At 70.6% G+C, this 26,834-nt stretch carries 19 protein-coding genes and 1 pseudogene; 7 read left to right on the top strand and 13 right to left on the bottom strand.

The annotated features are described in order from the left end of the window. The first annotated feature begins 626 nt into the window (after positions 1 to 626). On the top strand, positions 627 to 1,298 hold the full coding sequence (gene bluB / locus EDC29_RS11730; RefSeq protein ID WP_123140657.1) for a 5,6-dimethylbenzimidazole synthase: 672 nt from the start codon (positions 627 to 629) through the stop codon (positions 1,296 to 1,298). After that, positions 1,295 to 2,059: a cobalt-precorrin-6A reductase gene (locus tag EDC29_RS11725; protein WP_123140656.1), complete on the top strand. Its 765-nt coding sequence runs from the start codon at positions 1,295 to 1,297 to the stop codon at positions 2,057 to 2,059. Before bluB ends, EDC29_RS11725 begins: the two co-directional genes overlap by 4 nt. A 68-nt stretch (positions 2,060 to 2,127) precedes the next feature. On the opposite strand, the gene cobJ is transcribed toward EDC29_RS11725, so the two are convergent. The 4 genes and pseudogenes from cobJ to EDC29_RS11710 form a co-directional block, all read right to left on the bottom strand. Then, on the bottom strand, positions 2,128 to 2,853 hold the full coding sequence (gene cobJ, locus EDC29_RS17680; protein WP_411910411.1) for a precorrin-3B C(17)-methyltransferase: 726 nt from the start codon (positions 2,851 to 2,853) through the stop codon (positions 2,128 to 2,130). Between the two features lie 129 nt (positions 2,854 to 2,982). Continuing rightward, positions 2,983 to 3,300, bottom strand: a pseudogene (locus EDC29_RS17675) (precorrin-3B C(17)-methyltransferase); the annotation flags it as partial. Further along, on the bottom strand, positions 3,300 to 4,031 hold the full coding sequence (locus EDC29_RS11715) for a precorrin-2 C(20)-methyltransferase (RefSeq protein WP_132229982.1): 732 nt from the start codon (positions 4,029 to 4,031) through the stop codon (positions 3,300 to 3,302). The pseudogene EDC29_RS17675 and the gene EDC29_RS11715, both read right to left, overlap by 1 nt. Positions 4,032 to 4,036: 5 nt before the next feature. After that, positions 4,037 to 4,663: a precorrin-8X methylmutase gene (locus EDC29_RS11710; RefSeq protein ID WP_123140654.1), complete on the bottom strand. Its 627-nt coding sequence runs from the start codon at positions 4,661 to 4,663 to the stop codon at positions 4,037 to 4,039. A 194-nt stretch (positions 4,664 to 4,857) separates the two neighbouring features. Between EDC29_RS11710 and cbiE the strand changes: the two genes are divergently transcribed. Together cbiE and EDC29_RS11700 are read left to right on the top strand one after the other, a co-directional pair. After that, positions 4,858 to 6,105, top strand: a complete 1,248-nt coding sequence (cbiE, locus tag EDC29_RS11705; RefSeq protein WP_132229980.1) for a precorrin-6y C5,15-methyltransferase (decarboxylating) subunit CbiE — start codon at positions 4,858 to 4,860, stop codon at positions 6,103 to 6,105. A gap of 54 nt (positions 6,106 to 6,159) precedes the next feature. Continuing rightward, positions 6,160 to 7,647: a GGDEF domain-containing protein gene (locus EDC29_RS11700; RefSeq protein ID WP_132229978.1), complete on the top strand. Its 1,488-nt coding sequence runs from the start codon at positions 6,160 to 6,162 to the stop codon at positions 7,645 to 7,647. Here the strand turns inward: EDC29_RS11700 and EDC29_RS11695 are convergent. Continuing rightward, a complete protein-coding gene (locus EDC29_RS11695) occupies positions 7,530 to 8,888 on the bottom strand; it encodes a cobyrinic acid a,c-diamide synthase CobB (RefSeq protein WP_123140651.1) in 1,359 nt (452 codons plus the stop codon). The genes EDC29_RS11700 and EDC29_RS11695 overlap by 118 nt on opposite strands. Here EDC29_RS11695 and EDC29_RS11690 point away from each other — a divergent pair. Next, positions 8,887 to 9,285: a cobalamin biosynthesis protein gene (locus EDC29_RS11690; RefSeq protein ID WP_132229976.1), complete on the top strand. Its 399-nt coding sequence runs from the start codon at positions 8,887 to 8,889 to the stop codon at positions 9,283 to 9,285. The genes EDC29_RS11695 and EDC29_RS11690 overlap by 2 nt on opposite strands. Positions 9,286 to 9,291: 6 nt before the next feature. Here EDC29_RS11690 and EDC29_RS11685 read toward each other — a convergent pair whose 3' ends face one another. The 8 genes from EDC29_RS11685 to prsT form a co-directional block, all read right to left on the bottom strand. Next, the gene (locus EDC29_RS11685) at positions 9,292 to 11,163 is read right to left on the bottom strand and encodes a bifunctional metallophosphatase/5'-nucleotidase (RefSeq protein ID WP_132229974.1); all 1,872 of its coding nucleotides are present in this window, start codon (positions 11,161 to 11,163) and stop codon (positions 9,292 to 9,294) included. Between the two features lie 25 nt (positions 11,164 to 11,188). Next, complete coding sequence (locus EDC29_RS11680; protein WP_132229972.1) at positions 11,189 to 11,983, bottom strand: ABC transporter ATP-binding protein; 795 nt, start codon at positions 11,981 to 11,983, stop codon at positions 11,189 to 11,191. Further along, positions 11,980 to 12,981 carry a FecCD family ABC transporter permease gene (locus EDC29_RS11675; RefSeq protein WP_123143246.1) on the bottom strand — a complete coding sequence of 334 codons (1,002 nt, stop codon included), beginning with the start codon at positions 12,979 to 12,981 and terminating at the stop codon, positions 11,980 to 11,982. Before EDC29_RS11675 ends, EDC29_RS11680 begins: the two co-directional genes overlap by 4 nt. After that, on the bottom strand, positions 12,981 to 13,832 hold the full coding sequence (locus EDC29_RS11670; RefSeq protein ID WP_223806157.1) for an ABC transporter substrate-binding protein: 852 nt from the start codon (positions 13,830 to 13,832) through the stop codon (positions 12,981 to 12,983). The genes EDC29_RS11675 and EDC29_RS11670 overlap by 1 nt, the downstream gene beginning before the upstream one ends. Before the next feature lie 28 nt (positions 13,833 to 13,860). Further along, positions 13,861 to 14,436, bottom strand: coding sequence for a bifunctional adenosylcobinamide kinase/adenosylcobinamide-phosphate guanylyltransferase (gene cobU / locus EDC29_RS11665; protein ID WP_132229970.1), 576 nt, complete (start codon positions 14,434 to 14,436; stop codon positions 13,861 to 13,863). Next, the gene (metH, locus tag EDC29_RS11660; RefSeq protein WP_132229968.1) at positions 14,429 to 18,190 is read right to left on the bottom strand and encodes a methionine synthase; all 3,762 of its coding nucleotides are present in this window, start codon (positions 18,188 to 18,190) and stop codon (positions 14,429 to 14,431) included. The genes cobU and metH overlap by 8 nt, the downstream gene beginning before the upstream one ends. A 366-nt stretch (positions 18,191 to 18,556) precedes the next feature. Continuing rightward, positions 18,557 to 19,441: an HNH endonuclease gene (locus EDC29_RS11655; protein WP_200189224.1), complete on the bottom strand. Its 885-nt coding sequence runs from the start codon at positions 19,439 to 19,441 to the stop codon at positions 18,557 to 18,559. Further along, positions 19,431 to 23,198, bottom strand: a complete 3,768-nt coding sequence (gene prsT, locus EDC29_RS11650; RefSeq protein ID WP_165913499.1) for an XrtA/PEP-CTERM system TPR-repeat protein PrsT — start codon at positions 23,196 to 23,198, stop codon at positions 19,431 to 19,433. Before prsT ends, EDC29_RS11655 begins: the two co-directional genes overlap by 11 nt. A gap of 354 nt (positions 23,199 to 23,552) precedes the next feature. On the opposite strand from prsT, the gene EDC29_RS11645 reads away from it, so the two are divergent. Both EDC29_RS11645 and EDC29_RS11640 read left to right on the top strand, forming a co-directional pair. Then, on the top strand, positions 23,553 to 24,431 hold the full coding sequence (locus EDC29_RS11645; RefSeq protein ID WP_123141232.1) for a ThiF family adenylyltransferase: 879 nt from the start codon (positions 23,553 to 23,555) through the stop codon (positions 24,429 to 24,431). A gap of 41 nt (positions 24,432 to 24,472) precedes the next feature. Then, positions 24,473 to 26,746 (top strand): efflux RND transporter permease subunit, encoded by a 2,274-nt coding sequence (locus EDC29_RS11640; protein WP_132229964.1) that lies wholly within the window; start codon positions 24,473 to 24,475, stop codon positions 26,744 to 26,746. The last annotated feature ends 88 nt before the right edge of the window (positions 26,747 to 26,834 follow it).

Genomic DNA, 26,834 nt, shown 5'->3' with positions numbered 1-26,834 from the left:
GAATCTTTGCGGCAAGGTCCAGGCCTTCAGTCGCAATCGAGCTGCCTCAATCTCGCGCGGTGGGAGCTAACCACCACGGGGTGGCAAGATACAAGTCGCGAAGCGCGCAAAGTGAGTGAGGGGGTAAGGTTGGCGTAGGTCGCGACCGGCGCGGGTCCGCACCGCCGTCTGGTCAGCGCGCCTGCTGGCGGCTGAACGCTGAACGCTGAACGCTGAACGCTCAGCGACAGCGTAAGACGCCTTGCTCCGCCGGGCACGCTGCGCTTTGCCCGGCCTACCGGATCGCCGTCTCTGCTCAAACCCTTCGCGCCCTTCGCGCCATTGCGGTTCAATATCCTGGCTGCTGGCTGCTGGCTGCTGGCTGCTGGCTGCTGGCTGCTGGCTGCTGGCTGCTGGCTGCTGGCTGCTGGCTGCTGGCGGCTGGCGGCTGGCGGCTGGCGGCTGGCGGCTGGCGGCTGGCTGCTGGCGACTGGCGGCCGCCGAACTGACCCATACCCCTTGCGCGCGGGGATCGCGCGCGTCATCGCCGCACCCGCGCCCCGCCCCGGGTATAATCCGCGCGCCGTGCGGTCATCGAACCGTCATCCGGCCTCCCACCACGACAGCACGATAAGGAGGACAGAGCCTTGGCGCACAACCAATGGGCATTCACCGACAGCGAACGCGAGGCGGTCTACAAGGCGATCTTCTCGCGGCGCGACGTGCGCCGCGAGTTCCTCCCCGACCCGGTCCCGGAGCCGGTGTTGCGCCGTCTGCTCGCCGCCGCCCATCACGCGCCGAGCGTCGGTTTCATGCAGCCCTGGGACTTCGTGGTGGTGCGCGACCGCGACACCCGCGCCGAGATCAAGGCCGCCTTCGCCCAGGCCCACGCCGAGGCCGCCGAGCAGTTCGATCCCGCATCGCGCGAGACCTATCGCGGCCTCAAGCTCGAGGGCATCCTCGAGGCCCCGCTGGGGATCTGCGTCACCTGCGACCGCAGCCGTCACGGCCCGGTGGTGATCGGGCGCACCGCCAACCCCGAGATGGATCTCTACAGCAGCGTCTGCGCCATCCAGAACCTGTGGCTCGCCGCGCGCGCCGAGGGCATCGGCGTCGGCTGGGTGAGCATCATCCACCACCAGCGGCTGCGCGAGATCCTCGCCATCCCCGAGGACATCGACGTGATCGCCTATCTCTGCGTCGGCTATGTGCGCTTCTTCCACGAACGCCCGGAGCTGGAGAGCGCCGGCTGGCTGGAGCGCGCCGCGCTCGACGGCCTGATCCACGAGGAGCGCTGGCAGGGCGGACAGGCACGATGAGGGCAACGGTGATCATCCTCGGTGGCACCACCGAGGGCTATGCGCTGGCCGAGGCGCTGGCGGGACGCACCGGGATCCGGCTGATCAACTCGCTGGCCGGACGCACCGACAACCCCAGGCTGCCCGCCGGCGAGACCCGGGTCGGCGGCTTCGGCGGCGCCGAGGGGCTGGCCGACTTCCTGCTGACGGTCCAGGCCGATGCGGTGATCGACGCCACCCACCCCTTCGCCGCGGCGATGGGCTGGAACGCCCACGCCGGTTGTGCCGCCGCCGCGGTGCCGCTGCTGCGCATCGAGCGCCCGGCGTGGCAGCCGCAGCCCGACGACCAGTGGTTCGAGACCGACGATTGGGAGGGCGCGCGCGCCCGGTTGCGCGCGCGCGGCGCACGACGCGTGCTGCTCGCGCTCGGTCGTCAGGAGCTTGCGCCCTTCGCCGGACTCGACGACATCCACTTCCTGATCCGCGCGGTCAGCGCGCCCGATCCCATGCCGCCCTTCGCCGACGCCGAGCTGCTGCTCGCGCGCGGGCCCTTCGGCCTGGAGGAGGAGCGCGACCTGCTCGACACCCACCGGATCGATACCATCGTCTGCAAGAACAGCGGCGGCACCGCTACCGCCGCCAAGCTCACCGCGGCGCGCGAACGCGGCATCGAGGTGGTGATGCGCCGCCGCCCGCCGCGCCCGCAACGCCCCACGGTGGCGCGGGTCGACGAGGCGCTCGCCTGGCTCGAACGCAAGCTCGACCACCCGCCCGAGCGCTGAGCGGTCACTGAAAGAGATCGCTTGGAGGCAGACGCCGCCCGCAGCGGCGACGTCTGCCGTTGGCAGGTTCAGTCCTGCTCGGCAGGCTGCGGATACCAGCGCGGGGTATAGACCCAGTCACGCCCCTCGGGGGCACTGAAGTGACGGGTCTGGGAGGAGCCGATGATCACCACGGTGCGCATATCGACCTCTTGCGGGTCGAGCGCGCCCAGGGTGGTCACCCGCACCCGCTCGGCGGGACGACCGACGTCGCGACCGAGCACCACCGGGGTGTCGGCGTCACGCACCCCGCGCAGCACCGCCAGCGCCTCGCCGAGCTGCCAGGGCCGCGCCCGCGAGATCGGGTTGTAGCAGGCGATCACCAGATCGGCGCGGGCGGCCAGCTCCAGCCGGTGGACGATCTGCGACCACGGCTTGAGGTTGTCGGAGAGCGAGAGGATGCAGAAGTCGTGACCGAGCGGCGCACCGATGCGCGCGGCGGCGGCCTGCGCCGCCGAGATCCCCGGCACCACCGCCAGCTCCACCGCGTGCCAGGCCGGCTCGGCGTGCTCGTCGAGCGCCTCGAGCACCGCCGTGGCCATGGCGAAGACGCCGGGGTCGCCGGAGGAGACCACCACCACGTGCCGCCCCTCGGCGGCCAGCGCGAAGGCGGCGCGGGCGCGATCCATCTCGCAGCGGTTGTCCGAGCCGTGGATGACCTGATCGGGGCGGAAGGGACCGGCCATCTCGACATAGGTGTTGTAGCCGATGATGTCCTGCGCCCGGTCGAGTTCGAGCCGCGCCGCCGGGGCCATCAGCGCGTGCGCGCCCGGTCCCAGCCCGACCACCGCGAGGCGGCCCGGACGCGGGCGCGACGGCTCGACGGCGGTGATCGCCGCGCGCACCCCGAGCACCTCGGCGATGCGCTCGGCCAGGGCGTCGGCGCCACGCGCCGCGCCGAGCAGCGGCACCACCGCCGAGCCGTCCTCGGCGACCACCACCACCGCACCGGCGTGATCGCCACGGGCATCGAGCAGCGGCGCCAGGGTCACCGCCACGGCGCCGACCTCGCCGAGCACCACGCAGGGCAACCCGGCGCGATAGCTCGCGCGCAGCGCCTCGTCGCAGCCCTGCTCGGCCTCGGTCGAGAAGGCGCACGGGTGCGGGTTGATCTCGTCGCAGGCGGCGGCGATACGTCCGGCCGTCACCCGTCCACGCGCGCTGGTGGCCAGCAGCAGCGGTCCCTGTTCGATCCGTTCCATCATGCCCCCTGCCAGCGTTCGCCGGGAATCAGCACCATCGAGAAGTACGGCACCTGCTCGGGTTCGACCTCGGCGAAGAGCCGCACCCGCTCGCCGTCCATGGTGGCGCGCTCGACATAGCGCGCGCGATCGGCGATGCCGAGGCGTTCGAGCACCCGGCGCAGCTTGGCGAAGTTGCTGCCGAGCTTCATGATCGCCGCGGCCTCGACCCCGGCGAGCCGCGCCTCCAGCTCCGCCTCCGGGAGGGTGGCGGCGATCACCTGCAGCGACTGGTCGCGATAGACCAACGGGGTGCGCAGCACCGAGGCGCTGGCCATCACCGAGCAGATGCCCGGCACCACCTCGACCGGATAGCGCTCGGCGAGGCGGTCGTGCAGATACATGAAGGCACCGTAGAAGAAGGGATCGCCCTCGCAGGCGACGGCGACATCACGCCCGGCGTCGAGATGATCGGCGATGCGCGCGGCCGACTCGTCGTAGAAGGCGCGCATCACCCCCTCGTAGTCGTAGGGCGGCGGCGGGCGCTTGCCGGTCACCGGATAGACCAGCGCGAGGCGCTCCTGGGTCTCGCAGAGATGCGGCTCGATGGTGGCGAGCGCGTTGCCGCGCTTGCCCTTGCCGATGTAGTAGGCCACCACGGGCGCGGCGCGCAACAGGCGCAGCGCCTTGAGGGTGAGCAGTTCGGGGTCGCCCGGGCCGATGCCCAGGCCGAGTAGACGGCCCTTGCCCATGTCGCTCACTCGTGCTCGCTGCCGAGCGCGTTGACCGCCGCCACCGCCATGGCGCTACCGCCACGCCGCCCGCGCAGGGCGATATAGGGCACGCCGCGACTGTCGGCGGCGAGCGCCTCCTTGGACTCGGCCGCGCCGATGAAGCCGACCGGGAAGCCGAGGATCAGCGCCGGGCGCGGCGCGCCCGCATCGAGCATCTCGAACAGACGGAACAGCGCCGTCGGGGCGTTGCCGACCACCACCACGGCCCCCTCCAGGTGCGGGCGCCACAGCTCCAGCGCGGCGGCGGTGCGGGTGTTGCCCAGCTCGCGTGCCAGCTCCGGCACGCGCGGATCCTGCAGGGTGCAGATGATCGGGTTGTCGGCGGGCATCCGCGCCCGGGTGATGCCCTCGGAGACCATGCGGCTGTCGCAGAGGATGGGCGCACCGGCCTGGAGCGCGGCGCGCCCGGCGGCCCCGGCGCCCTCGGAGAACAGCAGGTCCTCGACCACGTCGGGCATGCCACACGCATGGACCACGCGCACCGCGACCTTCTCGAGGTCGGCGGGGATGCGTGCCAGGTTCGCCTCGGCACGGATGATGGCGAAGGACTGGCGGTAGATGTCGTGGGCGTCGCGGTTGTATTCGATCATCGCAAATCTCTATCGAGCGGCAAGACGGGAGGGGTCAGGGTCGCGGTGGATCCCGACGAACAAGCCATGGCCGAGGGTGGTCTGCCTGGGGGAAGAGGGAGGCATGTTCAGCAAAAGATTGATTATAATGCCTGCGCCAGCGGGCGGCCACTCCGGCGCCACCCTGCAATCCACCCCGACCGACCGAGCCTGCGATGACCGACCCGACCCCAGCCAGCGCCCCTCTCAACTCGACCTGGCTGACCGTCGTCGGCATCGGCGAGGACGGACTCGCCGGGCTCGGCGAGGCGGCGAGCGCGGCGATCGCCGGGGCCGAGGTGATCTTCGGCGGCGCGCGTCATCTCGGCCTGATCGAGTCGCGATCGGAGCAGGAACTGCGCCCCTGGCCCAGCCCCTTCAGCGACGCCTACCCCCAGCTCGAGGCGCTGCGCGGACGAGCGGTCTGCGTGCTCGCCAGCGGCGACCCCATGTTCTACGGTGCGGGGTCGAGCCTCGCGGCACGCTTCGGCGCCGCCGCGCTGCGGGTGCTGCCGGCGCCCTCCTCGGTCTCGCTCGCCGCCGCCCGGCTCGGCTGGGCGCTGCACGAGATCACCGTGGTGCCCGCACACGGTCGTCCGCTCGCCCGGGTCAACCTGCACCTCGCCCCGGGGGCGCGGCTGCTGGTGCTCTCGGCCGACGGCGAGACCCCGGCCGCGCTCGCCGCCGAGCTGACGGCGCGCGGCTACGGCGAGAGTCGGCTGACGGTGTTCGAGCACCTCGGTGGTCCGGTCGAGCGTCGCCTGCAGGGACGCGCTGCCGACTGGTCGATCGAGCAGTGTGCGCGGCTCAACCTGATCGCGCTGGAGTGCCGTGCCGACGCCGGCAGGCAGTCGTATTCACGCCGCGGCGCGCTGCCCGACGCGGCCTTCGCCAACGACGGCCAGCTCACCAAACGCGACGTGCGCGCGGCGACCCTGGCGCGGCTCGCACCGCTGCCCGGCGAGCTGCTGTGGGACGTCGGCGCCGGCAGCGGCTCGATCGGCATCGAGTGGCTGCGCGCCGAGCCGACGGCGCGCGCCATCGCCATCGAGGCAAACGCCGAACGTCAGGCGCTGATCGCCGCCAACCGCGATGCGCTCGGGGTCCCTGACCTGATGCTGGTGGCCGGACGCGCGCCCGAGGCGCTCGACGGGTTGGCAGCGCCGGATGCGATCTTCATCGGCGGCGGTCTGACCCGCGCCGGGGTCGCCGAGCGCTGCTGGGCGGCGCTCAAACCCGGCGGGCGGCTGGTGGCCAATGCCGTCACCCTGCAGAGCGAGGCCTTCCTGGTCGAGCTGCGCGGGCGCATCGGCGGCGAGCTGACCCGGATCTCGGTGGCCCACGCCAGCCCGCTCGGCGCCTTCGACGGCTGGCGCACGGCGATGCCGGTGACCCTGTTGAGCGCGATCAAGCCCGAGCAATAAACCAGGTCCGGCCGACATGCGCCGGAGCGGCATCAGCAACAGCCGAAGCCCGGGATGCAACACCGCCAGAACATCCATAACATCTATGTCATCGTCGGGCTCGCCGTGACCCTTCTGGTCGCGAGCTTCTATCTGCTGGGCATGCGCCCGCTGATCAAGCACCTGGAGTACATCCACGACGAGCGCATCACCTTCCAGCTCACCGAAAGCAGCGCACTGATCCACAGTATCTTCGACGACCAGCGCAACATCGCCCGCCAGGTCGCCAGCCGCAGCGCCATCCGCGCGCGCCAGGCGGCCTATCTGCGCGACGAGATCGATCGCGAGGCGCTGGTCGCCTTCAGCCGGCCCAAGCTCGCCGACGCCATCGGCGCCCATGAGGACTTGGTCTCGGTGGCCCGCTACGCCCCCGACGGCAGCCGTCTCTACAGCGCGGGCGTCGCGGTGCCGGCGCTCTATGACCAGAAGTGTTCGACCGCCCCGGACGACCGTATCGAACTGCTCGCGGCGGACGAGGCGCGACACCGGCTGTACTACTGCTCACCACTGCACGACGCGACGGGCCGACGCATCGGCACCGATCTACTGGTGATGCACGATCAGCGGCTGCACGAGGCCGTCGATCGCCAGACCCGACCCGGCGTGGGGCTGGCCCTGATCTTCGGCGAGGTACGCAGCAGCTACTGCTCGACACAGAAGATCACACCACGGATGAGCGCCGCACTGATGCAGCATCTCGACGCCGCTACCCCGACCGACGGTTTCACCATCAGGCAGCAGAGGCTCGAACGCTACCCCGACTGGCGCATCCTGCTGATCGTCGATGATGCCGAGCACGCGCGTCCGATCGAACGCCAGATCCTGCCGCTCCTGGTCGCGATACTCGCCTCGACCACGGCGATCTACCTGCTCACCGTCATCACCCTGCGCCCGATCATCGCCGCCCTGCTCGAACAGAAGGCGCTGCTCGCCCGCTCGCGCTGCGACGGACTCACCGGCGCCCACAACCACGCCTACATGCAGGAGCTGCTCGACGCCGAGCTGGCGCGCACCGCGCGCTACGACCGGCCGCTGTCGCTGATCCTGCTCGACATCGATCATTTCAAGCAGGTCAACGACCGCCATGGCCACCAGGCCGGCGACCGGGTGCTGCGCATCCTCACCCGGCGCTGCCGCGAGGCGATCCGCGAGACCGACCAGCTCGCGCGCTATGGCGGCGAGGAGTTCCTCGTCATCCTTCCCGAGACCGGACGTGCGCAGGCGATGGCGCTCGCCGAACGGTTGCGCCGGGACATCGCCAGGGACGAGTTCCAGGTGCCCGGCGAGCGGTTGCGACTCACCATCAGCCTCGGCGTCATCAGCACCGAGGGACAGCCCCGAGCGGTCGACAAGCACGACCTGATCGAGGCCGTCGATCGCGCGCTCTATCGCAGCAAGCGCGAGGGCCGCGACCGGGTCAGCGACGGCGCCATCGCGCCCGCCGCGTCGCCCGCATCGGGGAGGAAGAGCGCGGCGGCCTCGCGTGGCGAGGAGGGGAAATAGAGATGCAGATAGCTCGCGCGGATCGAACCGTGACGATAGAAGGGCTCGCCCTCGGCGCCGTCGCGCTGACGCGTGCCGAAGGCCACCGGCGCAGGCGCGCCCTGCATCGTCGAGTGATGGAAGCTGTGACCGCGCAGCCCGCCGAGCGCCTGCATCCCCAGCCCGGCAAGACGCTGCTGCATCCGCCCCTCGCCCGGCAACAGCGCGGCGAGCCGAGCGCCGTCACCGGCCTTGTCGACCAGCCGCTCGAGCAGATAGAGCATGCCGCCGCACTCGGCGTAGAGCGGCCTCCCGGCCTCGACATGGGCGCGCAGCGCCCGGTGCATGGCCTGATTGGCAGCGAGCCGGTCGAGGTGCAGCTCCGGGTAGCCACCGGGCAGGTAGACGGCATCGGCCTCCACCCCGGCATCGACCAGCGGCGAGAAGAAGACGACCTCGGCGCCCAGCGTCTCCAGCAGGCGCAGGTTGTCGGCATAGAGGAAGGAGAAGGCCGCATCGCGCGCCACCGCGATCCGGCGCCCGGCGAGCAGCCGGGGCGGCGGCTCGATCGCCGCCGGGGCGTGGAAGGCGACCGGTTCGGGCAGGCGCGCCAGGGCGCTGTCGGCGATCCGCTCGGCGGCGGCGTCGAGACGACGTTCGAGATCCGCGATCTCGGCGGCCTGCACCAGTCCCAGGTGACGGCTCGGCAGCGCCGCCTCGGCCAGCCGCGGCAGCGCGCCGAGGAAGGGCACGGTCGCGGGCATCCCGGCGGCGATCATCTCGGCGTGACGGGCACTGGCGACCTGGTTGGCCGCGACCCCTGCAAAGCGCAGCCCGGGGCGGTAGCTCGCCAGCCCCAGCGCCAGCGCGCCGAAGGTCTGGCCCATGCCGCGGGCATCGATCAGCGCCGCCACCGGCAGCCCGAAGCACTCGGCCAGATCGGCGCCCGAGGGGGTGCCGTCGAACAGCCCCATCGCGCCCTCCACCAGGATCAGGTCGGAAGCGCCGGCGGCGGCATGGAGCTTGGCCTTGCAGGCCGTCTCGCCGACCATCCACAGATCGAGCGGCTCGACCTCGGCGCCGCTGGCGCGGGCGTGGATCATCGGGTCGAGGAAGTCCGGCCCGATCTTGAACACCCGCACCCGCCGGCCCTGACGACGATGATGACGCGCCAGCGCGGCGACCAGCGTGGTCTTGCCCTGCCCCGAGGAGCAGGCGCTGAGGAAGAGTGCGGGACAGTGATGGACGGGGGCGTTCGACATGGCTGAATCCGGACGGGCGATCACGATCGGGGTGGGTTTCCAGCGCGGCGTGGCGCGCGCCAGCCTGGAGTCTGCCATCGACGCCGCGCTCGGGCCACTCGGCGCGATCGAGGTGCGCGCCATCGCCAGCCTCGATCACAAGTGCGCCGAGCCCGCGCTGCACGCACTCGCCGCCGCGCGCGGCTGGCCGCTGCGGGGCTTCGCGGCCGCGCGATTGGCCGCCGTCGAGGTGCCGGGCGGTTCGGCGCGGGTCGCCACGGCGGTCGCCACACCGAGCGTCGCCGAGGCCGCGGCGCTGCTCGCCGCTGGCGACGGTCGGCTGCTGCTCCCCCGCCAGATCCACCGCGACCCCGCCGGCAAGGCCTTCACCCTGGCGATCGCCGTCTGCGCCGACTGAGCCGACTCAGCCCGCGCTCGCGCACACCGCAGGCACCTCGGGGTCCGCACGACGCGCGTCGCCGTCGCGCCCGATCAACCGCTGGGTGCTGTACTCGGCGCAGGGCAGCGGCCTCACCCGGGGCGGCACGGCAAGCAGCGCCGCGCCTGGGGCCGCGCCGCCGAGATCACGCTGCAGATACTCGATGAAGACCTGAGCGTCGGTGGTGCCGATGTCGTGCCCGACGATGGCGGCAAGACCGTCGTAGCCGTCGCGACCGGCGGCGAGGAAGCTGTTGGTGATCAGGCTCAGTCGGTCGTCGTCGCCCAGGGGGCGCCAGTGGGTCTCGCCGCGCCGCCGGAAGCTCAGCGCCGAGAGCCGCTCACCGGCCGGGCGCGAGAGATCCAGGGTCCAGCGCAGGTTGGCGGCATAGGGATAGGCACCATTCGACCCGGGACCGTCGAGGAAACTCGCCAGCGCCCCTTCGAGCAGCGCGCGCAGCTCGCGCCCGCTCAACTCCAGCTCGACCAGGGTGTTGCCGAAGGGCAACAACCGATAGACATCGGCCAGGGTGAGCGGCCCGGCGGGCAGATCGATACGCACCGCCCCGGCATTGAGCAGCGCGACGTCGGCGTGCGCACCACGCGCCAGATAGGCCTGGGCGACCAGCTGCTGGATGTCGCCGCCGTGGAGCTGGGTGGCGCGTCGGTCGCAGCGCGCGCTCTGGCCCTCGCCGGGGATACGCTCGAAGCAGAGATCCTCGCTCACCTCGCCGACCACCTGGCTGCCGAGCGCCTTCACCTGATCGGCATAGCGGGCGATCACCGCAGCCACCGCGGGGTCGGGCGCGATCGGCACAAGCTCCGGGGTGCGCGCGACCTGCGCCCGCACCCGCGCCTCGACCTCGGGGTCGAGCGGCGCGCCGTCGCGGCGGAAGGTCTCGCCGAGCAGCAGACGCGGGGTTCCGGTGCACGCGCGCACCCGTCCGGCGGCATCGAACACCACCTCCAGCTCGCCGACCAGAGCGGCGTACTGCCAGGCCTGGACCACGCACACCGGATTGCCGTCGAGATCATGCACCCGGCTCGGATAAGGACCGACCGGGTTCAGTCCGAGGGGCGCGAGGCCGGCGCCGAGCAGGCTGTGCGAGTCACCGCCGACGATCACGTCGACCCCGCGCAGCGCACGCGCCAGCGCCAGATCGTTGGCGTACTGGTAGTGGGTCAGCAGCACGATGCGCTCGACGCCCTGGGCGGTGAGCGCGTCGATCTCGCGCTGCGCCGTCTCGCGCTCGTCGAGGAAACGGGTGCTCGGCAGCGGGCTCGACGAACGCCGGGTCTTGCCGGCGATGTCGAGCCCGACGATGCCGATCCGCGCGCCACCGCGATCGAGCACCACGTGCGAGTCGATCAGCGGCGCCTCGCCGCGCGGTGCCAGCGGGGTGCCGGGCGCGGGCACCACGTTGGCCGCCAGCACCGGGGTGCGGCAGCCCGCGCCGTCCGACGGATTGAGCGCGCGCAGGAAGCGGACGAGCCCGGCATCGCCGCCGTCGAACTCGTGGTTGCCGAGGGCGAAGGCGTCGAAGCAGATCTCACGCATCGCCGCGGCATCGGCCTCGCCGTCGAACAGGCTGTGATAGGGCGTACCGGTGATGGCATCACCGGCGTGCAGCACCAGCACCTCGGGGTCGGCGGCGCGGGCGCGGGCGATCAGCGCCGCAACCCGGGCGAGCCCGCCGATCTCGACCTCGACGTCGTCGAGTCCGGCGAGATCCAGCGCGCCCGGCTCGGGGTCGAGATGGGAGTGGTGGTCGTTGATGTGGAGGATGCGGAGCCGATCGTCCGCGACCGCCGCCCCGCCCCACAGGCACAGGGCCAGCACCAGCAGATGAATACGCATGTCCAGCTCCCGCCGCGTCGGCGGCTCAGTGATCGTCGAGACAACGCCAGGGGATCAGATAGGGCTCGCCCTGGTGACTGCCGCCCAGCACCTCGATGCCATAGGCCGCGCGCAGATTGGCCGCGTCGAGCACCTCTCCGGGCCGCCCCTGCGCCAGCGCCCGCCCCTGGTGGAGCAGCAGCAGGCGATCGCAGAAGCGGCTGGCCAGGGTGAGGTCGTGGAGCACCAGCACCACCCCGGCGCCGCGCGCGCAGTGTGCGCGCAACAGCTCCATGATGCGGAGCTGATGACGCGGGTCGGCGGCGGCGATCGGCTCGTCAGCGAGCAGCAGCGGGGCCTCGACGGCGAGCGCGCGCGCCAGCCTGGCGCGCGCGCGCTCGCCGCCGGAGAGGGTGTCGAGCCGGCGCGCGCGCAGCGCCTCGACCTCGGCGGCGACGAGCGCGCGCTCGACGGCCTCGCGATCGCGCGCGGCGCGCGCCGCCGAGGCGCCGCCCCAGCCGCCGGACTGCCAGGGATGGCGCCCGAGCGCGACCAGATCAGCCACCGAGATCGGCCAGCGCACGCCGTCGTCCTGACCGAGATAGGCCAGACGCCGCGCCCGCTGGCGCGCCGGCAGCCGCGCCAGCGGCTCGCCGGCGAGCCGCACCTCGCCGCGATGGGGCAGCAGTTGGGCGATCGCCTTGACCAGGGTGCTCTTGCCCGAACCGTTGGGACCGACCACCCCGAGCAGCTCGCCGGCCTCGAGGGCGAGCGCGACCTCGCGCAACAGCGTCCGCGCGCCGATCCGGACCTCCAGCCCATCGACCGTCAGCAGGCTCATCCCGGCGCCCCGCGCGAGCGCAGTACCAGCGCCAGGAAGAAGGGCGCGCCGACCAGCGCGGTGACCACCCCGAGCATCAGCTCGCGCGGGGTGTCGAGCAGACGCAGCGCGATGTCGGCGACCAGCACCAGCAGCGCGCCGCCGAGTGCGCTCGGCACCAGCAAGGCGCCGGGACGGTGGTGTACCAGCCGACGCAGCAGATGCGGCACCACCAGACCGACGAAACCGATGGTGCCGCTCACCGCCACGGTCGAGCCCACCGCCAGCGCCGCGCCGAGCACGATCAGCCCGCGCAGCCGCGCCAGATCGACCCCCAGGCTCGCCGCCTCGGCCTCGCCGAGTGCGAGCACCTCCAGCGCCGGCGCGGTGGCCAGCAGCAGCATGAGCCCCAGCACCACGAAGGGCAGTGCCAGCAGCACGTCGTCGAAGCTGCGATCGCTGATCGAGCCGAGCAGCCAGAGCACGATATCCTGCACGCTCGCCGGATTGGGCGCGAGGTTGAGCGCCAGCGAGGTCAGCGCCCCGGCGAGCGCCGAGAGCGCCACCCCGGCGAGGATCAGCGTCAGGTTGCTGGCGCCGCGCCGGGTGAGCAGATAGAGCGCCAGGGTGGCAAGCAGCGCGAACAGCATCGCCGCCCCCGGCAACAGCCACAGGCTGATGGCGGTGAGACCGAAATGCAGGGTGAGCACGGCGCCGAGTCCGGCGCTCGCCGAGATCCCCAGCAGCCCGGGTTCGGCCAGGGGATTGCGCAGCAACCCTTGCAACGCGGCACCGCTGGCCCCCAACGCGGCGCCGACCAGCCAGGCCAGCACCACCCGCGGCAGCCGGATCTGCTGCACGATCAGCCGTTGCTCGGTGCTGCCGGTACCGAGCAACCCGGCGAGCACCTCGCCCGGCGTGAGCGGCGCGGCACCGAGACCGAGCGAGAGCAGGCTGGCGAGCGCGAGCGCCACGAGCAGCGCGAGGTTCAGCGACCAGGGCGCGAACAACCGGCGCATCACCGCCCTCCCCCGACGCTCGACGGCGGCAGCGCCTCGACCGCGGCGACGATGGCCTCGGCCGCCGCGACCAGCTCCAGCCCGCCGCAGCCCCAGGCATCGCCCGGCACCCGCACCGCGGGGATGCGCGCGAGCTGGTCGCGAAACAGCGGGTGACGGGCGTAGGTCGAGGCGCTCGGCGGCTGGCGGCGATCGAAATAGCCGAGCAGGAAGAGATCCGGCGGATCGCTCACCAGCCGCTCCAGCGGGAAGCGGCCCCAGCCGCGATGGCCTGCCTCGGCGGCGAGGTTGACCAGCCCGAGATGGCGCATCAGTCCGTCGACATAGGTCCCGGCCCCGGCACTGCCGCCGCTCGGGCGCAGATAGAGCGCACGCCGACCGGCAAGCCGCCCGGCGAGCGCGCGCATCCGGCGGCGCGCCTCGGCGGCCAGCGCGGCCCCGGCCTCGGCACGCCCGATCGTGGCGGCGACCGCGCGCGCCGTCTCCAGGCTGTCGTCCCAGTCATGCGGATAGGGCAACTCGATCAACCGCACCCCGCGCTCGGCGAGCAGCCCGGCGTGGCGCCGCCCGCCCCAGCCGCTGTAGACCAGGGCGATGTCGGGCTTGAGATGGAGCAACTCCTCGACGCGCCCCCGATTCCCGGGATAACGCTCGGCGAGCGCCGCGCGCGGCGAGCCGGGCCGCTGGCTCTGTACCGAGACCGAGCGGATCTGTCGGGGATCGGCGACGGCCAGCAACAGCAGGTCGGCGCAGAGATTGGTGCTGGCCACGCTCGGCGCGGGCGCGGCGGCCAACGGCGGGTGCCAGCACAGCACGACCAGCGGCAGGCACCAGACCCAGATGTGGCGCATGCGAGAAGCGAACCTGGACATCGGCGGATCAGTCGATGGGGATACCGAGTCGGGAGAGATCGACGGCATGTCCGGCGCTGACCAGATAGCTCGCCGCGCAGCGCGGCCCCAGCCGTCGGGTCAGGGCGCCGAGCCGATCGCGAAACAGCCGACCCTGCGGGTGCGCCGGGATCACGCCCCAGCCGGTCTCCTCGGCGACCAGGATCACCGGCGCGCGGGTACGCCCGAGCTGCTCGAGCAGACGCTCGACCTCGATCGCCCATTCGGCCTCGGCGGCCTCCAGCCAGTTGGCCACCCAGGTGCCGAGCGAGTCGACCAGCAGACAGTGACCGGTGCGGTCGTGCTCGGCCAGCGCCGCGACCAGCGCGGTCGGCGCCTCGCAGGTCAGCCACTCGGGCGGGCGGCGCACGCGGTGCGCCTCGATGCGCGCGCACCACTCGGCGTCCTCGGGGTCGAGCGCGGCGGTGGCGACATAGACCACCGTCAACCCGGAGTCACGCGCCAGACGCTCGGCCCACTCGCTCTTGCCGCTGCGCGCCGGACCGGTCACCAGGATGGCGCCGGTACGCGGCTCGATGCGATGATCGGGACGCATCTCAGGCATCGTAGCCCAGCACCGGCGAGAGCCAGCGCTCGGCCTCCGCGAGCGTCATGCCCTTGCGCACGGCATAGTCCTCGACCTGATCCTTCTGCACCCGGCCGATGCCGAAATAGCGCGACTCGGGGTGCGAGAAGTACCACCCCGAGACCGCCGCCGTCGGCCACATCGCATAGTTCTCGGTGAGGCTGAGATCGATGCGCCGCTCGGGTTCGAGCAGCTGCCACAGGGTGCCCTTCTCGGTGTGATCGGGGCAGGCGGCATAGCCCGGCGCCGGGCGGATACCGCGATAGCGCTCGGCGATCAGCGCATCGTTGTCGAGGGCCTCGTCGGCGGCATAGCCCCAGAAGCGGGTGCGCACCAACTGGTGCAGCCGCTCGGCGAAGGCCTCGGCGAGGCGGTCGGCGAGCGCCTTGAGCATGATCGCGCTGTAGTCGTCGTGATCGGCCTCGAAGCGTTCGAGATGCGCATCGATGCCGTGCCCGGTGGAGACCGCGAAGGCGCCGAGATAGTCGGCCCGGCCCGAGTCGTGCGGGGCCAGATAGTCGCTCAGACAGAGATTCGGCTGGGTGCCGTCCTGGGCGCGCAACATCTGCTGGCGCAGATGATGGAGCACCACCTGCGGCTCGGCGCGCGCCTCGTCGGCGTAGAGCGCGATGTCGTCCTCGCCCCAGGCGTTGGCGGGGAAGAAGCCGAACACGCAGCGCGCGCGCAACCAACGCTCGCGCACCAATTGATCGAGGAAGGGCAGCGCCTCGGCATAGAGCTCGCTCGCCTCCTTGCCGACGATCTCGTCCTCGAGGATCGCCGGGAACTTGCCGGCCAGCTCCCAGGCCTTGAAGAAGGGCGTCCAGTCGATGCAGCCGACCAGGTCGTCGAGCGGATAGTCCTCGATCACCGCGATCACCCCGTCGCCGACGCGCTCCAGACGCAGGTCGAGCCCCTCGGGGGCGGTGAACGCGGGATCGAGCAGCGCCGGGCGCGGCGGCTGGTAGGCCGCCCAGTCGAATCCCGCCCGGTTGGCGCGCGCCGCATCGATCGGCATCGCCTTGCGCGCCGTGCGCTTGCCCTCGCGATCGGCGCGCACCTTGGCGTATTCCTCGCGGATGCCGGCGATATAGCCGGCGCGCTGCCCCTCGCTGAGCAGGTTGGAGGCGACACCGACCGCGCGCGAGGCATCGGGGACATAGATCACCGGGGCCTCGCGCTGGGGCGCGATCTTGATCGCGGTATGGAGCTTGGAGGTGGTCGCGCCGCCGATCAGCAGCGGCATGTTCATGCCCTGACGCTCCAGTTCCTTGGCCACGTGCACCATCTCGTCGAGCGAGGGGGTGATCAGCCCGGACAGCCCGATGATGTCGACCCGCTCCTCGCGGGCGCGCTGGAGGATGGTCTCGGCCGGGACCATGACGCCGATGTCGATCACCTCGTAATTGTTGCACTGCAGCACCACGCCGACGATGTTCTTGCCGATGTCGTGCACGTCACCCTTGACGGTGGCCATCAGGATGCGACCGTTGTGCTGCTCCTCGGCGCCGGAGGCGGCGCGCTCGGCCTCGAGGAAGGGGAACAGATAGGCCACCGCCTTCTTCATCACCCGCGCCGACTTGACCACCTGCGGCAGGAACATCTTGCCGGCACCGAACAGGTCGCCGACATGGTTCATGCCCGCCATCAGCGGTCCCTCGATGACGTGCAGCGGACGCCCCAGGGCCTGACGCGCCGCCTCGGTGTCCTCGTCGATGTACTCGGTGATGCCCTTGACCAGGGCATGCTCCAGGCGCTTCTCCACCGGCCAGCTACGCCACTCCTGATCCTGCTGGCGCGACTCGCCGCCACCGCCGCCGGCCTGATACTCGGGGGCGATGTCGAGCAGCCGTTCGGTGCCGTCGGCGCGACGGTTGAGGATGACGTCTTCGACCGCCTCGCGCAGCGCCTCGGGCAGGTCGTCGTAGATGGCGAGCTGACCGGCGTTGACGATGCCCATGTCCATGCCGGCGCGGATGGCGTGATAGAGGAAGACGGCGTGGATCGCCTCGCGCACCGGGTTGTTGCCGCGGAAGGAGAAGGAGACGTTGGACACGCCCCCGGAGATCTTGGCGTGCGGCAGGGTGCGCTTGATCTCGGCCACCGCCTCGATGAAGTCGACGGCGTAGTTGTCGTGTTCCTCGATGCCGGTGGCGACGGCAAAGATGTTGGGGTCGAAGATGATGTCCTCGGGCGGGAAGCCGACCCGCTCGGTGAGCAGCCGATAGGCGCGGGTACAGATCTCGACCTTGCGCGCACGGGTATCGGCCTGGCCGACCTCGTCGAAGGCCATCACCACCACCGCCGCGCCGTAGCGTCGACACAGCCGCGCCTGGTGGAGGAACTTCTCCTCGCCTTCCTTGAGCGAGATCGAGTTGACGATCGGCTTGCCCTGGACGCACTTCAGCCCGGTCTCGATCACCTCCCACTTGGAGGAGTCGACCATCACCGGCACCCGGGCGATCTCGGGCTCGGCGGCGACCAGGTTGAGGAAGCGACGCATCGCCGCAACCGCATCGAGCAGCCCCTCGTCCATGTTGACGTCGATCACCTGAGCGCCGTTCTCGACCTGCTCGAGCGCGACGCTGAGCGCGGTGTCGTAGTCCTCTTCCTTGATCAGCCGGCGAAAGCGCGCCGAGCCGGTGACGTTGGTGCGCTCGCCGACGTTGACGAACAGCCCATCGGCGCCGATGTTGAGCGGTTCGAGCCCGGAGAGCCGACAGGCCGGGGCGATCTCGGGACGCTGTCGCGGCGAGACCTCGGCGACCGCCGCGGCGATCGCGCGGATGTGATCCGGGGTGGTGCCGCAGCAGCCGCCGACGATGTTGAGAAAGCCGCTGCGCGCCCACTCCGAGACCTGCCCGGCCATGGTCTCGGGGTCGAGGTCGTAGCCGCCGAGTTCGTTGGGCAGTCCGGCGTTGGGATGGGCCGAGACGTGGCAGTCGGCGATCCGCGACAGCTCCTCGACATAGGGACGCAGCTCGCTCGGACCGAGCGCGCAGTTGAGCCCGATCGAGAGCGGCTCGGCGTGACGCAGCGAGTTGTAGAAGGCCTCGGTGGTCTGGCCGGTGAGGGTGCGCCCGGACTGGTCGGTGATGGTGCCCGAGAGCATGATCGGGCGCTCCACCCCGTCCTCGTCGAACACCTGACGCACGGCGAACACCGCGGCCTTGGCGTTGAGGGTGTCGAAGATGGTCTCGATCAGGATCAGGTCGGCGCCGCCCTCGATCAACCCGCGGGTGGACTCGGCATAGGCCGCCACCAGGGTGTCGAAGTCGATGTTGCGCTTGCCCGGATCGTTGACGTCGGGCGAGATCGAGGCGGTGCGGTTGGTCGGGCCGAGCACGCCGGCGACGAAGCGCGGACGCTCCGGGGTCGAACAGGCATCGGCGGCGACGCGGGCCAGTCGCGCCGCCTCCACATTGATCTCGCGGGCGAGCGCCTCCATGCCGTAGTCGGCCATCGCCACCGAGGTGGCGTTGAAGGTGTTGGTCTCGATGATGTCGGCGCCGGCTTCGAGATAGTCGCGATGGATGCCGACGATGACCTCGGGCTGGGTGAGCACCAGCAGGTCATTGTTACCCTTGAGGTCGCAGGACCAGTCGGCGAAGCGCTCGCCACGATAGTCGGCCTCGGACAGACCATGACGCTGGATCATGGTGCCCATGGCGCCATCGAGGATCAGGATCGAGCGTTCGAGACGCTCACGGATGAGGGCATTGGAGTCAGTCATGGGTGCTCGCGGATGTTCAGTGGCAACGCGCGCCGGATCGTCGCGTGTCCCGGCGCTCACGGCAGACGCACCGAACCCGTACACGACGCCGCGCAGACGTCCGCTCTGTGGCTGTCCATCCCGGACCTGCGGACCGCTCCATCCGCATCCGGGATGAAGGCCCATTCGGCGCGGAGACCGTCGAGAGGAGACCGGCGCGCCGCACGCGAGGTGTTCGGCACCGGGCTAGTCAGTGAAGACCCTGGGGGTCCGGGACACTCGTAGACAAGTTTCGGACGATAACAGAAAACGGGATCGAGTTCCGCACCCAAGGGCGAACGTCAGCCCGGCCCGTGCAGGGGAGTCAATTCTGGCAGGCCCCTTCCGCTAGCCGTGATGCAGTTGACGGTGACAGTTAGGGCATAGCGCCTTCACATTATCGAGGACGTCTTCTCCCTTCTCAGCAAGCGGAGTCAAATGGTGCACCTCAAGGAAGGGTTGGCCTGTTTCGCGGGACACGAAGGGTGCAGGCTTTCCACAATGCTCACAGACGCCATTCGCTCGCTCCCTAGCCGCCCGAACCACCGCAGGATCGCGAAGGTACCGTGTGGTCAACATCGAGACCCGAGCAGGGTGACCGGCTTGGACCTCACTTGATGACATGGCCTCTGATAGCGCAGAAGATTCCCTCGAATCCCCCTGCCCCTCGAACGGAGCCGAGATGTAGCTTGGATCGGGGATCGTGAGGCCGAGCAATTCAGCAAGATAGGCGATTGCGCCAGTCGAATGCGCCCGGCACATCCGCGGCTTGATCCGAGTATGGCGGATGGCCCTCAGACAAAACGCCTGATGAGACGGCAGCAGCCGCTCCAGTGACGGAGCAGCGCCGTCCAGATTGATCAAACAGCCAACCGAGCCTGGCACCTTGATCAGCAAGTCAGGCACCCCTTCCGCACGAACCGCTGTCACGCTCTTTCGACCTTGGTGGCCCAAAAACTTCACCGAGTCGACCTGGGCAGGGATTCCAGACTTCATGCCGGCAAGCAGACAACCGTGCCGATCGACTTCCACGGCGTATTCTTGGCCAAAATTCAGCCGAACAAAGGCCCCATTGATATCGAGATTCAGGTTCCAGTTCCCGGCATCGTGAGCAGCAACGACCAGCACATCGGTGGCCAGTACCTGAGCGATCTGCAGGCGTGCCGACGCGTCTGGGATCAAGCGTTCGAAGACCTTCCGTGCATCATCGGCACACTGTCGATCAACCTTCATCCTGGCGCTGATCTACTCTGCCATCGAGCTGGCGCAACAACGCCTCGGCCTGCCCGCGCTCGGCGAAGTCCTCGGTCCCTCGCAGCAGCGACTGGAGCAACACCCGTGCCTTGGCGTCCTCGCCAGCGGCGTGGAGGATGCGCGCCTTGTGGAACTGCATGGTGACATTGCCCGGCGCGACGGCGAGCGCCTGGTCGATCAGGGCGCCTGCCTCCTCGATCTCACCGGCGCCGAGCAGCACCATCGCCAGGGTATCGGTGATGCTGGGCACGGACGGGGCGAGACCGTGGGCGCGCCGGGCGAGATCGATCGCACGCGCCGGATCGCGCTCACGCAGCAGCCAGGCGAGATTGTTGAGCGCGATCAGGTTCTCGGGCTGGGTCTCGAGCACCTGCTCGAACTGCTCGGTCGCCGCATCGGGCTGGTCGAGCTGATCGAGATAGAGCTGGGCGAGCGCGAAGCGGGTCTCGATATCCTCCGGGTTGCCGTCGAGCCATTGGGTCATCTCGGCTGCGGCGGTCTCGGGCTCGCCTGCGGCCAGCTGCGCCTGGGTCAGGCGTCGCAGATTGAGCCCCGAGGGCGCCTCCTCGAGCAGCGCACGAAAGCGCGACCGGGCCTCCTCGACCTCGCCCTGACGCAGCGCCAGACGACCCTCGAGGGCGAGCACATCGGGGTGCTCGGCACCGACGACCTCGCGCAATGCGGCGATGCGCGCGACGGCCTCGTCGACCTCGCCCTGGACGATCGCGTACTGCGCCAGACCACTGAGCGCCGGCACCGACTCGGGGTCGAGCGCGAGCGCCGACTCGAACGCCCGCGCCATCCGTTGCGGGCGCTCCAGCCCGGCCTCGGCGAAGGCGAGCGCGACGAAGGACTTGGCCGTCGGCACCAGCTCGGTGAGACGCAGCAGGGTGTCGCGCGCGGCCTGATAGCGCTTGAGCGCAAGCTCGGCCTCGCCGCTCAGTGCGAGCAGGTTGAGGTCCTCGGGGTGATCCGCGCGCACCGGTTCGAGCACCGCAAGCACGCGGGCCGGATCACCGGCGCGCAGATGGAAGGCGGCGAGATAGAGCCGCGGCTGCAGCGCGCTTTGATTGAGCGCCACTGCGGCCTCGAGATAGGCCTCGGTGGCCACGCGATCGTCACGCTGCAGCGCCACCTGCGCCAGCCCGACCAGCGGCGCGATTGCCTCGGGGTGGGCCTGGTGCGCGGCCTCGTAGAGCCTCTGCGCCGCAGCCGGATCACCGGCCTCGAGCGCCAGCTCGGCCAGGCCGCTGCTCGCCGCGACATTGGCCGGATCGAGTTCGAGCGCGCGCCGCCAAGCGGTCCTCGCCTCGTCGTCACGCTCCATGCGTCGCAGCACCTGACCGACCAGCACATGACCTCGTGCCGCCTCGGGGCGACGCGCGCGCAGCGCTTCGGCCGCTTCCAGCGCGGCGTCGGGGTCGCCGGCGCGCAGCTGACCGAGCACCAGCTGCTCTGCGGCCCCCCACAGCGCACCGCCCGGCACGGGCGCAACATCGGCACTCTCGAGCAGGCGCTCGAAGGCCGCCGCCGCAGCGGCGCGATTGCCTTGCAGCTGCGCCAACCGGCCGGCGATCAGCAGCACCTCGGGGTGATCGTCGCCGAGACGCGACGCCAGGACCCGCAGCCAGCGCTGGGCCGTCTCCTGATCACGCTCGGCGAGCGCCAGCCGCGCCAACCCTCGCAGCGCGGGGACGAAGCCCTCGTCGATCCGCTGCGCCCGCTCCAGCGCCTCGCCGGCGGCCTCGAGATCACCGAGACCGAGACGCGCCGAGGCCAGCGAGACCAGAACCCTGGGATCCTGCGGGGTCAGGCGGGCGAGTCGTGCGAGCGTCGAGGCGGCATCGCCATAGCGCTGCAACGCCAGCTCGGCATCGGCCACCAGGCCGAGCAGCAGGGCATTGTCCGGGAAGGCATCCAACGCCTCGGTGGCGGTACGCAGCGCCTGCTCGGGGGCATCGGTGCGCAGCTGATAGGCGGCGCGATAGAGCTGCGGCTCGAGTGCCTCGGGATCGGCCGCGCGGGCGCGGCGCAGATAAGCGTCGGCGCCAGCCAGGTCGTCCTGCGAGACGGCGATCCTGGCCAACGCGATCAGCAACGGCACGCTGTCGGGGTGATGTTCGAGCCCGCGTTCGAGTTCGGCGCGCGCACCATCCATGTCACCGCTGCCGAGACGGATCACCGCCAATCCGCTGAGCGCGGCGAGACTGCCGGGATCGCGCTCCAACGCGGCGTTGAACACCTCGGCAGCGGCCTCGGGCTCCTGGCGGCGCAGATGCACCGCACCGAGCAGCGCCAGCGCACGCACCGAATCGGGTGCCCGGTCACGATAGGCGCGCGCGGCCTCGAGTGCACTGTCGAGGTCGCCGCTGCGCAGCTGCCCGATGATCAGTTGCTCGCTCGCGCCCTCGAAGTCCGGCGCCTGTTCGAGTGCGTCCTGCAGCGCGCGCACGCCCTCCTCGGCATCGCCCTGATCGAGCAGCGCCGCACCGAGGCGTGCGCTGACGGTCGCCGACTCGGGAATCTCGGCCTTGACCCGGCGCAGATAGCCGATGCCCTCGTCGCGCTTGCCCTGACGCATCAGCGCCGAGGCCAGCAGATCCATGGTGGGCAGATCGTCGGGGGCCTGTTCGAGGATGCGCCGCGCCTGCCCCTCGGCCTCGGCGACATCGCCGGCCTGGAGCAGCGCAGTCGCCAGCAGGCGGCGTGCGGCAAGGTCATCGGGACGTTCGGAGACGGCGCGCTGGAGATGGATCAGCGCCAGCTCGGGCTCGCCCAGGGCGAGTCGGGTGGCGCCGGCGAGATAGAGCGCGGGGCCGAATTCGGGGCTGTCACCGAGGGCGGCATCGAGCGACTCGATCGCCGCGGAAAAGTCCTGCCGGCTGTAGTGCAGCATGCCCTGGGCATAGTCGACCAGGACGCTGTCCTTGATCACCCGGCGCAGGCGATCGATATCCTGCTGCGCCTCGTCGAACTTGCCGGCCTGGATGCGCACATAGGTCCGGCCGAGTTGCGCCCTGACCTGCTCGGTGGGCGACTTCATCGCCTTGCCATAAGCCGCCTCGGCGCCGGCAAGGTCGTCTTCAGTCCGCGCGATATCGGCCAGCAGCGCCCATGCGCCGCCGACAACCGCCTGATCGTCGGCCGCGACCGCCCGCTCGGCCAAGGCGCGGGCATCGGCCATCCTGGCGGAATTGAAATGGACTTTGGCCATCGCCAACTGTGCACGAAACGACGTATCATCGGCTTGCAGCGCAGCCACTGCCTCACGCTCGGCGCGCTCGCCGTCACCCTCTCGCAAGGCGGCTTCCGACTTGATGGCCAAGATTTCAGCACGCAGCGCATCGCTGGCTTGCTCAGGGACGGAAAGCGCATCGAGGCGCGCCAGCTCGCCCTGGATCAGCCAGGCCCGCGCCAGCCAGGGCTGCAGCGCCAACGGCTCGGCACCGAGGCGCTGCGCGCGCTCGAACTCCTGCTCGGCGGCGACCGCGTCCCCCAGCCTCAGGAAGGCGCGCCCCAGCAACACCCGCGCCTCGGCGTTCTGCGGCTCGGCCTGCAACAGGTTCTTGAAGGCGATGACGGCGGCGCGCCACTCACCCTCGGCGAGCGCACTCTGGCCTTCGCTCATCAGCTCGCCGGGATCGCCGGTCGAGCGCCCGGCCTCGCAGCCGCTCCCCAACGGGGCCAGAACCACGGCAACCAGCCACCACTTGCGCAACACCGTCAAGCTCGTCATCGTTCTCCCCTCAACGACCGATTCAATGGATGGACAGCAGCCGTCCGCCCCGTCGTCCGTCCTTGCCGAGTGCGTGGACGGACGCAAGAACACGCGATGGATACCCCGCAAGGCCCGAGCGATCATGCCGGATCGTGGACGCAAACTCAACGCGCCCCCGTCTCCGCTGAGCAACGGCCACGACGACGGCCATCGCCGCACAGCTTCGGCCTTCCGGCAACACCCGGAAGCCAGGCGACGCGGTGAACCGTGGCGACCCCGGGTGATGGGAATGAACTCAGACGCCGCGCATTGCCAACACCGTGTGCATGTAACCTACTGCGCGCGCCCTGAGTCACCATATCCGAGATCGTCATGCCCTTACACAGATTCGACTTCGAGACCGCGTTCAGCCGCAACATCGGCTGGCTGACCCGACAGGAACAGCAGGACCTGCGCCAGCGGCGCGTAGCCATCGCCGGACTCGGCGGCGTCGGCGGCAGTCACCTGATGACCCTCACCCGGCTCGGGCTGGGCGCCTTCAGCATCTCCGACTTCGACACCTTCGGTCTGGTCAACTTCAATCGCCAGGCCGGCGCCTCGCTGCGCTCGATCGACCGCCCCAAGATCGAGGTGGTCTCGGAGATGGCGCGCGACGTCAACCCTGAACTGGAGATCCGGGCCTTCCCCGACGGGATCAAGGCCGCCAACGTCGACGCCTTTCTCGAGGACGTCGACATCTATGTCGACGGGCTCGACTACTTCGCCGTCGAGGCGCGCCGGCTGGTATTCGCCGCCTGCGCGCGCAAATCGATCCCGGCGGTCACCGCCGCGCCGCTCGGCATGGGCGCTGCGGTGCTGGTGTTCGTGCCGGGCGGGATGGGCTTCGAGGACTACTTCCAGCTCGAGGGCAGGAGCGAGGACGAGCAGCTGATCCGCTTCCTCCTCGGGCTGTCGCCGGCGATGCTCCAGCGCAGCTATCTGGTCGCACCCGAGGCGGTCGACTTCGACCAACACCTCGGCCCCTCGACGCCGATGGCCTGCGAGCTCTGCGCCGGGATCGCCGCGACCCAGGTCCTCAAGCTGCTCACCGGGCGTGGCCGGGTGATCGCCGCACCGCGGGCATTGCACTTCGACGCCTATCGCAACAAGCTCAGCGTCACCTGGCGTCCCGGCGGCAATCGCAACCCGCTGCAGCGCATCGGTCTGGCGATCGCCAGACACCAGCTCAAGCGCATGCGCGAGACGAGCTGAGCGCCGGACAATCACCCTCGACCAAGGACAAGGACCCTGGCATGACAGTCCCACGCCTCCCCGGGGCGCTCGCACTCGCGCTGCTGCTGTTGCTCGGCGCGCTCTCGGGCGCCCTGTTACCCAGACTCCATCTCGACAACGCCCCCGAGGCCTACTTCCCGGGTGACGCCCCGGCGGTACGCTTCGAGTCGGCGCTGCGCGCGGACTTCCCCCCGGATCAGGTGCTGATCGCCCTGTTCGAGGGCGAGGACCTGTTCAGCGACGCCTTCCTCCAGCCCTTCTTCGGGCTGATCGAGGACATCGAGCGCAACCCCAGGGTCGAGCGGGTGCTGGCGGTGGCCGGTGTCGACCACATCAGCGGCACCGCCGAGGGCTTCGTCGTCGAGCCACTGCTCGATGCCGAGATCGCCGCCGCACTCACCCCCGCCGAGCGCCGCCAACGGGTGCTCGACGATCGCCTCGCCGCCTCCTACCTGGTCGCCGACGACGGCCGGGCCATGGCGCTGATCGTGCGCCCGCTCGAACTCAGCGACAGCCTGCAGCGTCTCGCGCTCGAACAGGACACCCGCGCGGCCATCGCCGCGGCCGGACTGGAGGGACGGCTGACGGCCATCGCCGGACAGGTGGCGCTCGACGTCGCGCAGCTGCGCGCGATGATCCACGACACCCTGATCTTCGTACCGGCAACCATGGGGTTCGGCCTGCTGATCATCTGGCTGATGTTCAGGCGGGTGCTGGCGGTGGCGGTCAGCGCCCTGGTGATCGCGGTGGTGGTCAACCTCACCGTCGCCCTGCTGGTGCTCGCCGGCAAGCCCTACACCCTGGTCTCGGCCCTCCTGCCGCCGCTGATGTCGGCGCTGACCATCGCCTCGCTGATCCATTGGCTCAACGCCCTGGCCCAGGCATCGCGTCACGGACTCGCCGGGAGCGCGCGCATCGACTGGGCGCGACGCCGGGTCGCCCGCCCCACCCTGTTCACCGCCTTGACCACCGCCGCCGGGCTGGCCTCGCTCGGTTTCAGCCCGATCCAGCCGATCGCCGCCTTCGGGCTGGTCGCAGCAGCGGGGATGCTCGCACAGTGCGCGATCGTGATCGGGTTGGTGCCGCCGATCTTCGCGCGCTGGGACCGTGGCGAGTGGCAAACCCGCCGGACACTGCGACCGCTCGACCACGCGGTCGGACGGCTGCGCCATCTCGGCATGCGTCACGCCGGTTGGGTGCTCGCCGTCACCGCCCTGGTACTGGCGTTGGGGGTACCGCAGATCTGGCGCATCCATACCGAGACCGACATGCTGCGCTTCTTCACCCCGGCGCACCCCATCACCCAGGCCAACACCCGCATCCAGGAGCGCCTGATCGGCACCACCACCCTGGAGCTGGTGTTCGACGCCGGCGCGCGCGACGCGCTCAAGCGCCCCGAGCGCCTGGCGCTGATCGACACCGTGCAGGGATGGCTCGAGGACCAGCCCGAGGTCGGCCATACCCTGTCGATGGTCGACCTGATCGAGGAGATGCACTGGGGCTTCCACGACGAACGGGCCGACTACCGCACCCTGCCCCGCGACCCCCGACTGATCGCCCAGTATCTCTTCATCTACGACGGCACCGACCTCTACGAGCTGGTCGATCGCGAGTTCGCGCGCACCCGGCTGACGCTCAATCTCGACATCCGTGGCGCGCGCGCGATCAACGCCTTCATCGCGCGGATCGAGACGCGGCTCGCGGAACTCGACCTGCAGGGCATGGATGTGCAGGTGGCCGGGTTCGGCAGGCTGTTCGCCGATCAGGAGCGGCTGCTCATCGACGGCCAGATCCGCGGACTGGCCGCCGCCGTGGTGCTGATCTCGCTGTTCATGCTGGCGATGTGGCGCCGCCCCGGCGACGCCGCGCTGTGCATGGTGCCGAACATCGCGCCGATCCTGCTGATCTTCATCGCCATGGGGGTGCTCGGGATCTGGCTCGACATGGCCACCGCGATGATCGCCAGCGTCACCGCTGGCATCGCCATCGACGACACCATCCATCTCTTCCACGCCTACCGTCGCAACCTCGCCGCGCACGGCTCGCGGGTCTGGGCGCTGGCCCGTGCCTATCAGCACAGCGGTCGTGCGGTGGTCGCCACCACGCTGATCCTGTGCGGCCAGTTCCTGCTGCTCGGCAGCTCGGCGTTCGTGCCGACGCGCGAGTTCGGCCTGCTCACCGCCGTCGGTCTGCTCACCGCGCTGATCTTCGATCTGCTGCTCTTCCCGGCGTTGCTGATGGCCGTCGGACGACTGCGCGAACGGCGCGCGCGAGCGGACTGGACAGGTCGGTGAAATCGCACCAGACTTTGCGCAGTGTCAGTGGGGCGCGAACCGGATGCGCGAGCACCGCCAACGCGCCCCACTGAACCCCCCAAGCGCC

The organism is Marichromatium gracile, assembly GCF_004343155.1.
GTDB classification, from domain to species: Bacteria; Pseudomonadota; Gammaproteobacteria; order Chromatiales; family Chromatiaceae; genus Marichromatium; species Marichromatium gracile.
Note: the sequence above shows the minus strand (reverse complement) of the source record. Positions and strands in the feature narration are given on the sequence as shown.

Bases quoted from the DNA above. Each gene is read 5' to 3' on its own strand.
- EDC29_RS11655 (WP_200189224.1), bottom strand. From the start codon at position 19,441: ATGAAGGTTGATCGACAGTGTGCCGATGATGCACGGAAGGTCTTCGAA.
- metH (WP_132229968.1), bottom strand. From the start codon at position 18,190: ATGACTGACTCCAATGCCCTCATCCGTGAGCGTCTCGAACGCTCGATC.
- EDC29_RS11695 (WP_123140651.1), bottom strand. From the start codon at position 8,888: ATGTCGAACGCCCCCGTCCATCACTGTCCCGCACTCTTCCTCAGCGCC.
- EDC29_RS11680 (WP_132229972.1), bottom strand. From the start codon at position 11,983: ATGAGCCTGCTGACGGTCGATGGGCTGGAGGTCCGGATCGGCGCGCGG.
- EDC29_RS11700 (WP_132229978.1), top strand. From the start codon at position 6,160: ATGCAACACCGCCAGAACATCCATAACATCTATGTCATCGTCGGGCTC.
- cobJ (WP_411910411.1), bottom strand. From the start codon at position 2,853: ATGGCCCCGGCGGCGCGGCTCGAACTCGACCGGGCGCAGGACATCATC.
- EDC29_RS11725 (WP_123140656.1), top strand. From the start codon at position 1,295: ATGAGGGCAACGGTGATCATCCTCGGTGGCACCACCGAGGGCTATGCG.
- cobU (WP_132229970.1), bottom strand. From the start codon at position 14,436: ATGCCTGAGATGCGTCCCGATCATCGCATCGAGCCGCGTACCGGCGCC.
- EDC29_RS11710 (WP_123140654.1), bottom strand. From the start codon at position 4,663: ATGATCGAATACAACCGCGACGCCCACGACATCTACCGCCAGTCCTTC.
- cbiE (WP_132229980.1), top strand. From the start codon at position 4,858: ATGACCGACCCGACCCCAGCCAGCGCCCCTCTCAACTCGACCTGGCTG.
- EDC29_RS11645 (WP_123141232.1), top strand. From the start codon at position 23,553: ATGCCCTTACACAGATTCGACTTCGAGACCGCGTTCAGCCGCAACATC.
- EDC29_RS11670 (WP_223806157.1), bottom strand. From the start codon at position 13,832: ATGCGCCACATCTGGGTCTGGTGCCTGCCGCTGGTCGTGCTGTGCTGG.
- EDC29_RS11715 (WP_132229982.1), bottom strand. From the start codon at position 4,031: ATGGGCAAGGGCCGTCTACTCGGCCTGGGCATCGGCCCGGGCGACCCC.
- prsT (WP_165913499.1), bottom strand. From the start codon at position 23,198: ATGACGAGCTTGACGGTGTTGCGCAAGTGGTGGCTGGTTGCCGTGGTT.
- EDC29_RS11640 (WP_132229964.1), top strand. From the start codon at position 24,473: ATGACAGTCCCACGCCTCCCCGGGGCGCTCGCACTCGCGCTGCTGCTG.
- EDC29_RS11690 (WP_132229976.1), top strand. From the start codon at position 8,887: ATGGCTGAATCCGGACGGGCGATCACGATCGGGGTGGGTTTCCAGCGC.
- EDC29_RS11685 (WP_132229974.1), bottom strand. From the start codon at position 11,163: ATGCGTATTCATCTGCTGGTGCTGGCCCTGTGCCTGTGGGGCGGGGCG.
- EDC29_RS11675 (WP_123143246.1), bottom strand. From the start codon at position 12,981: ATGCGCCGGTTGTTCGCGCCCTGGTCGCTGAACCTCGCGCTGCTCGTG.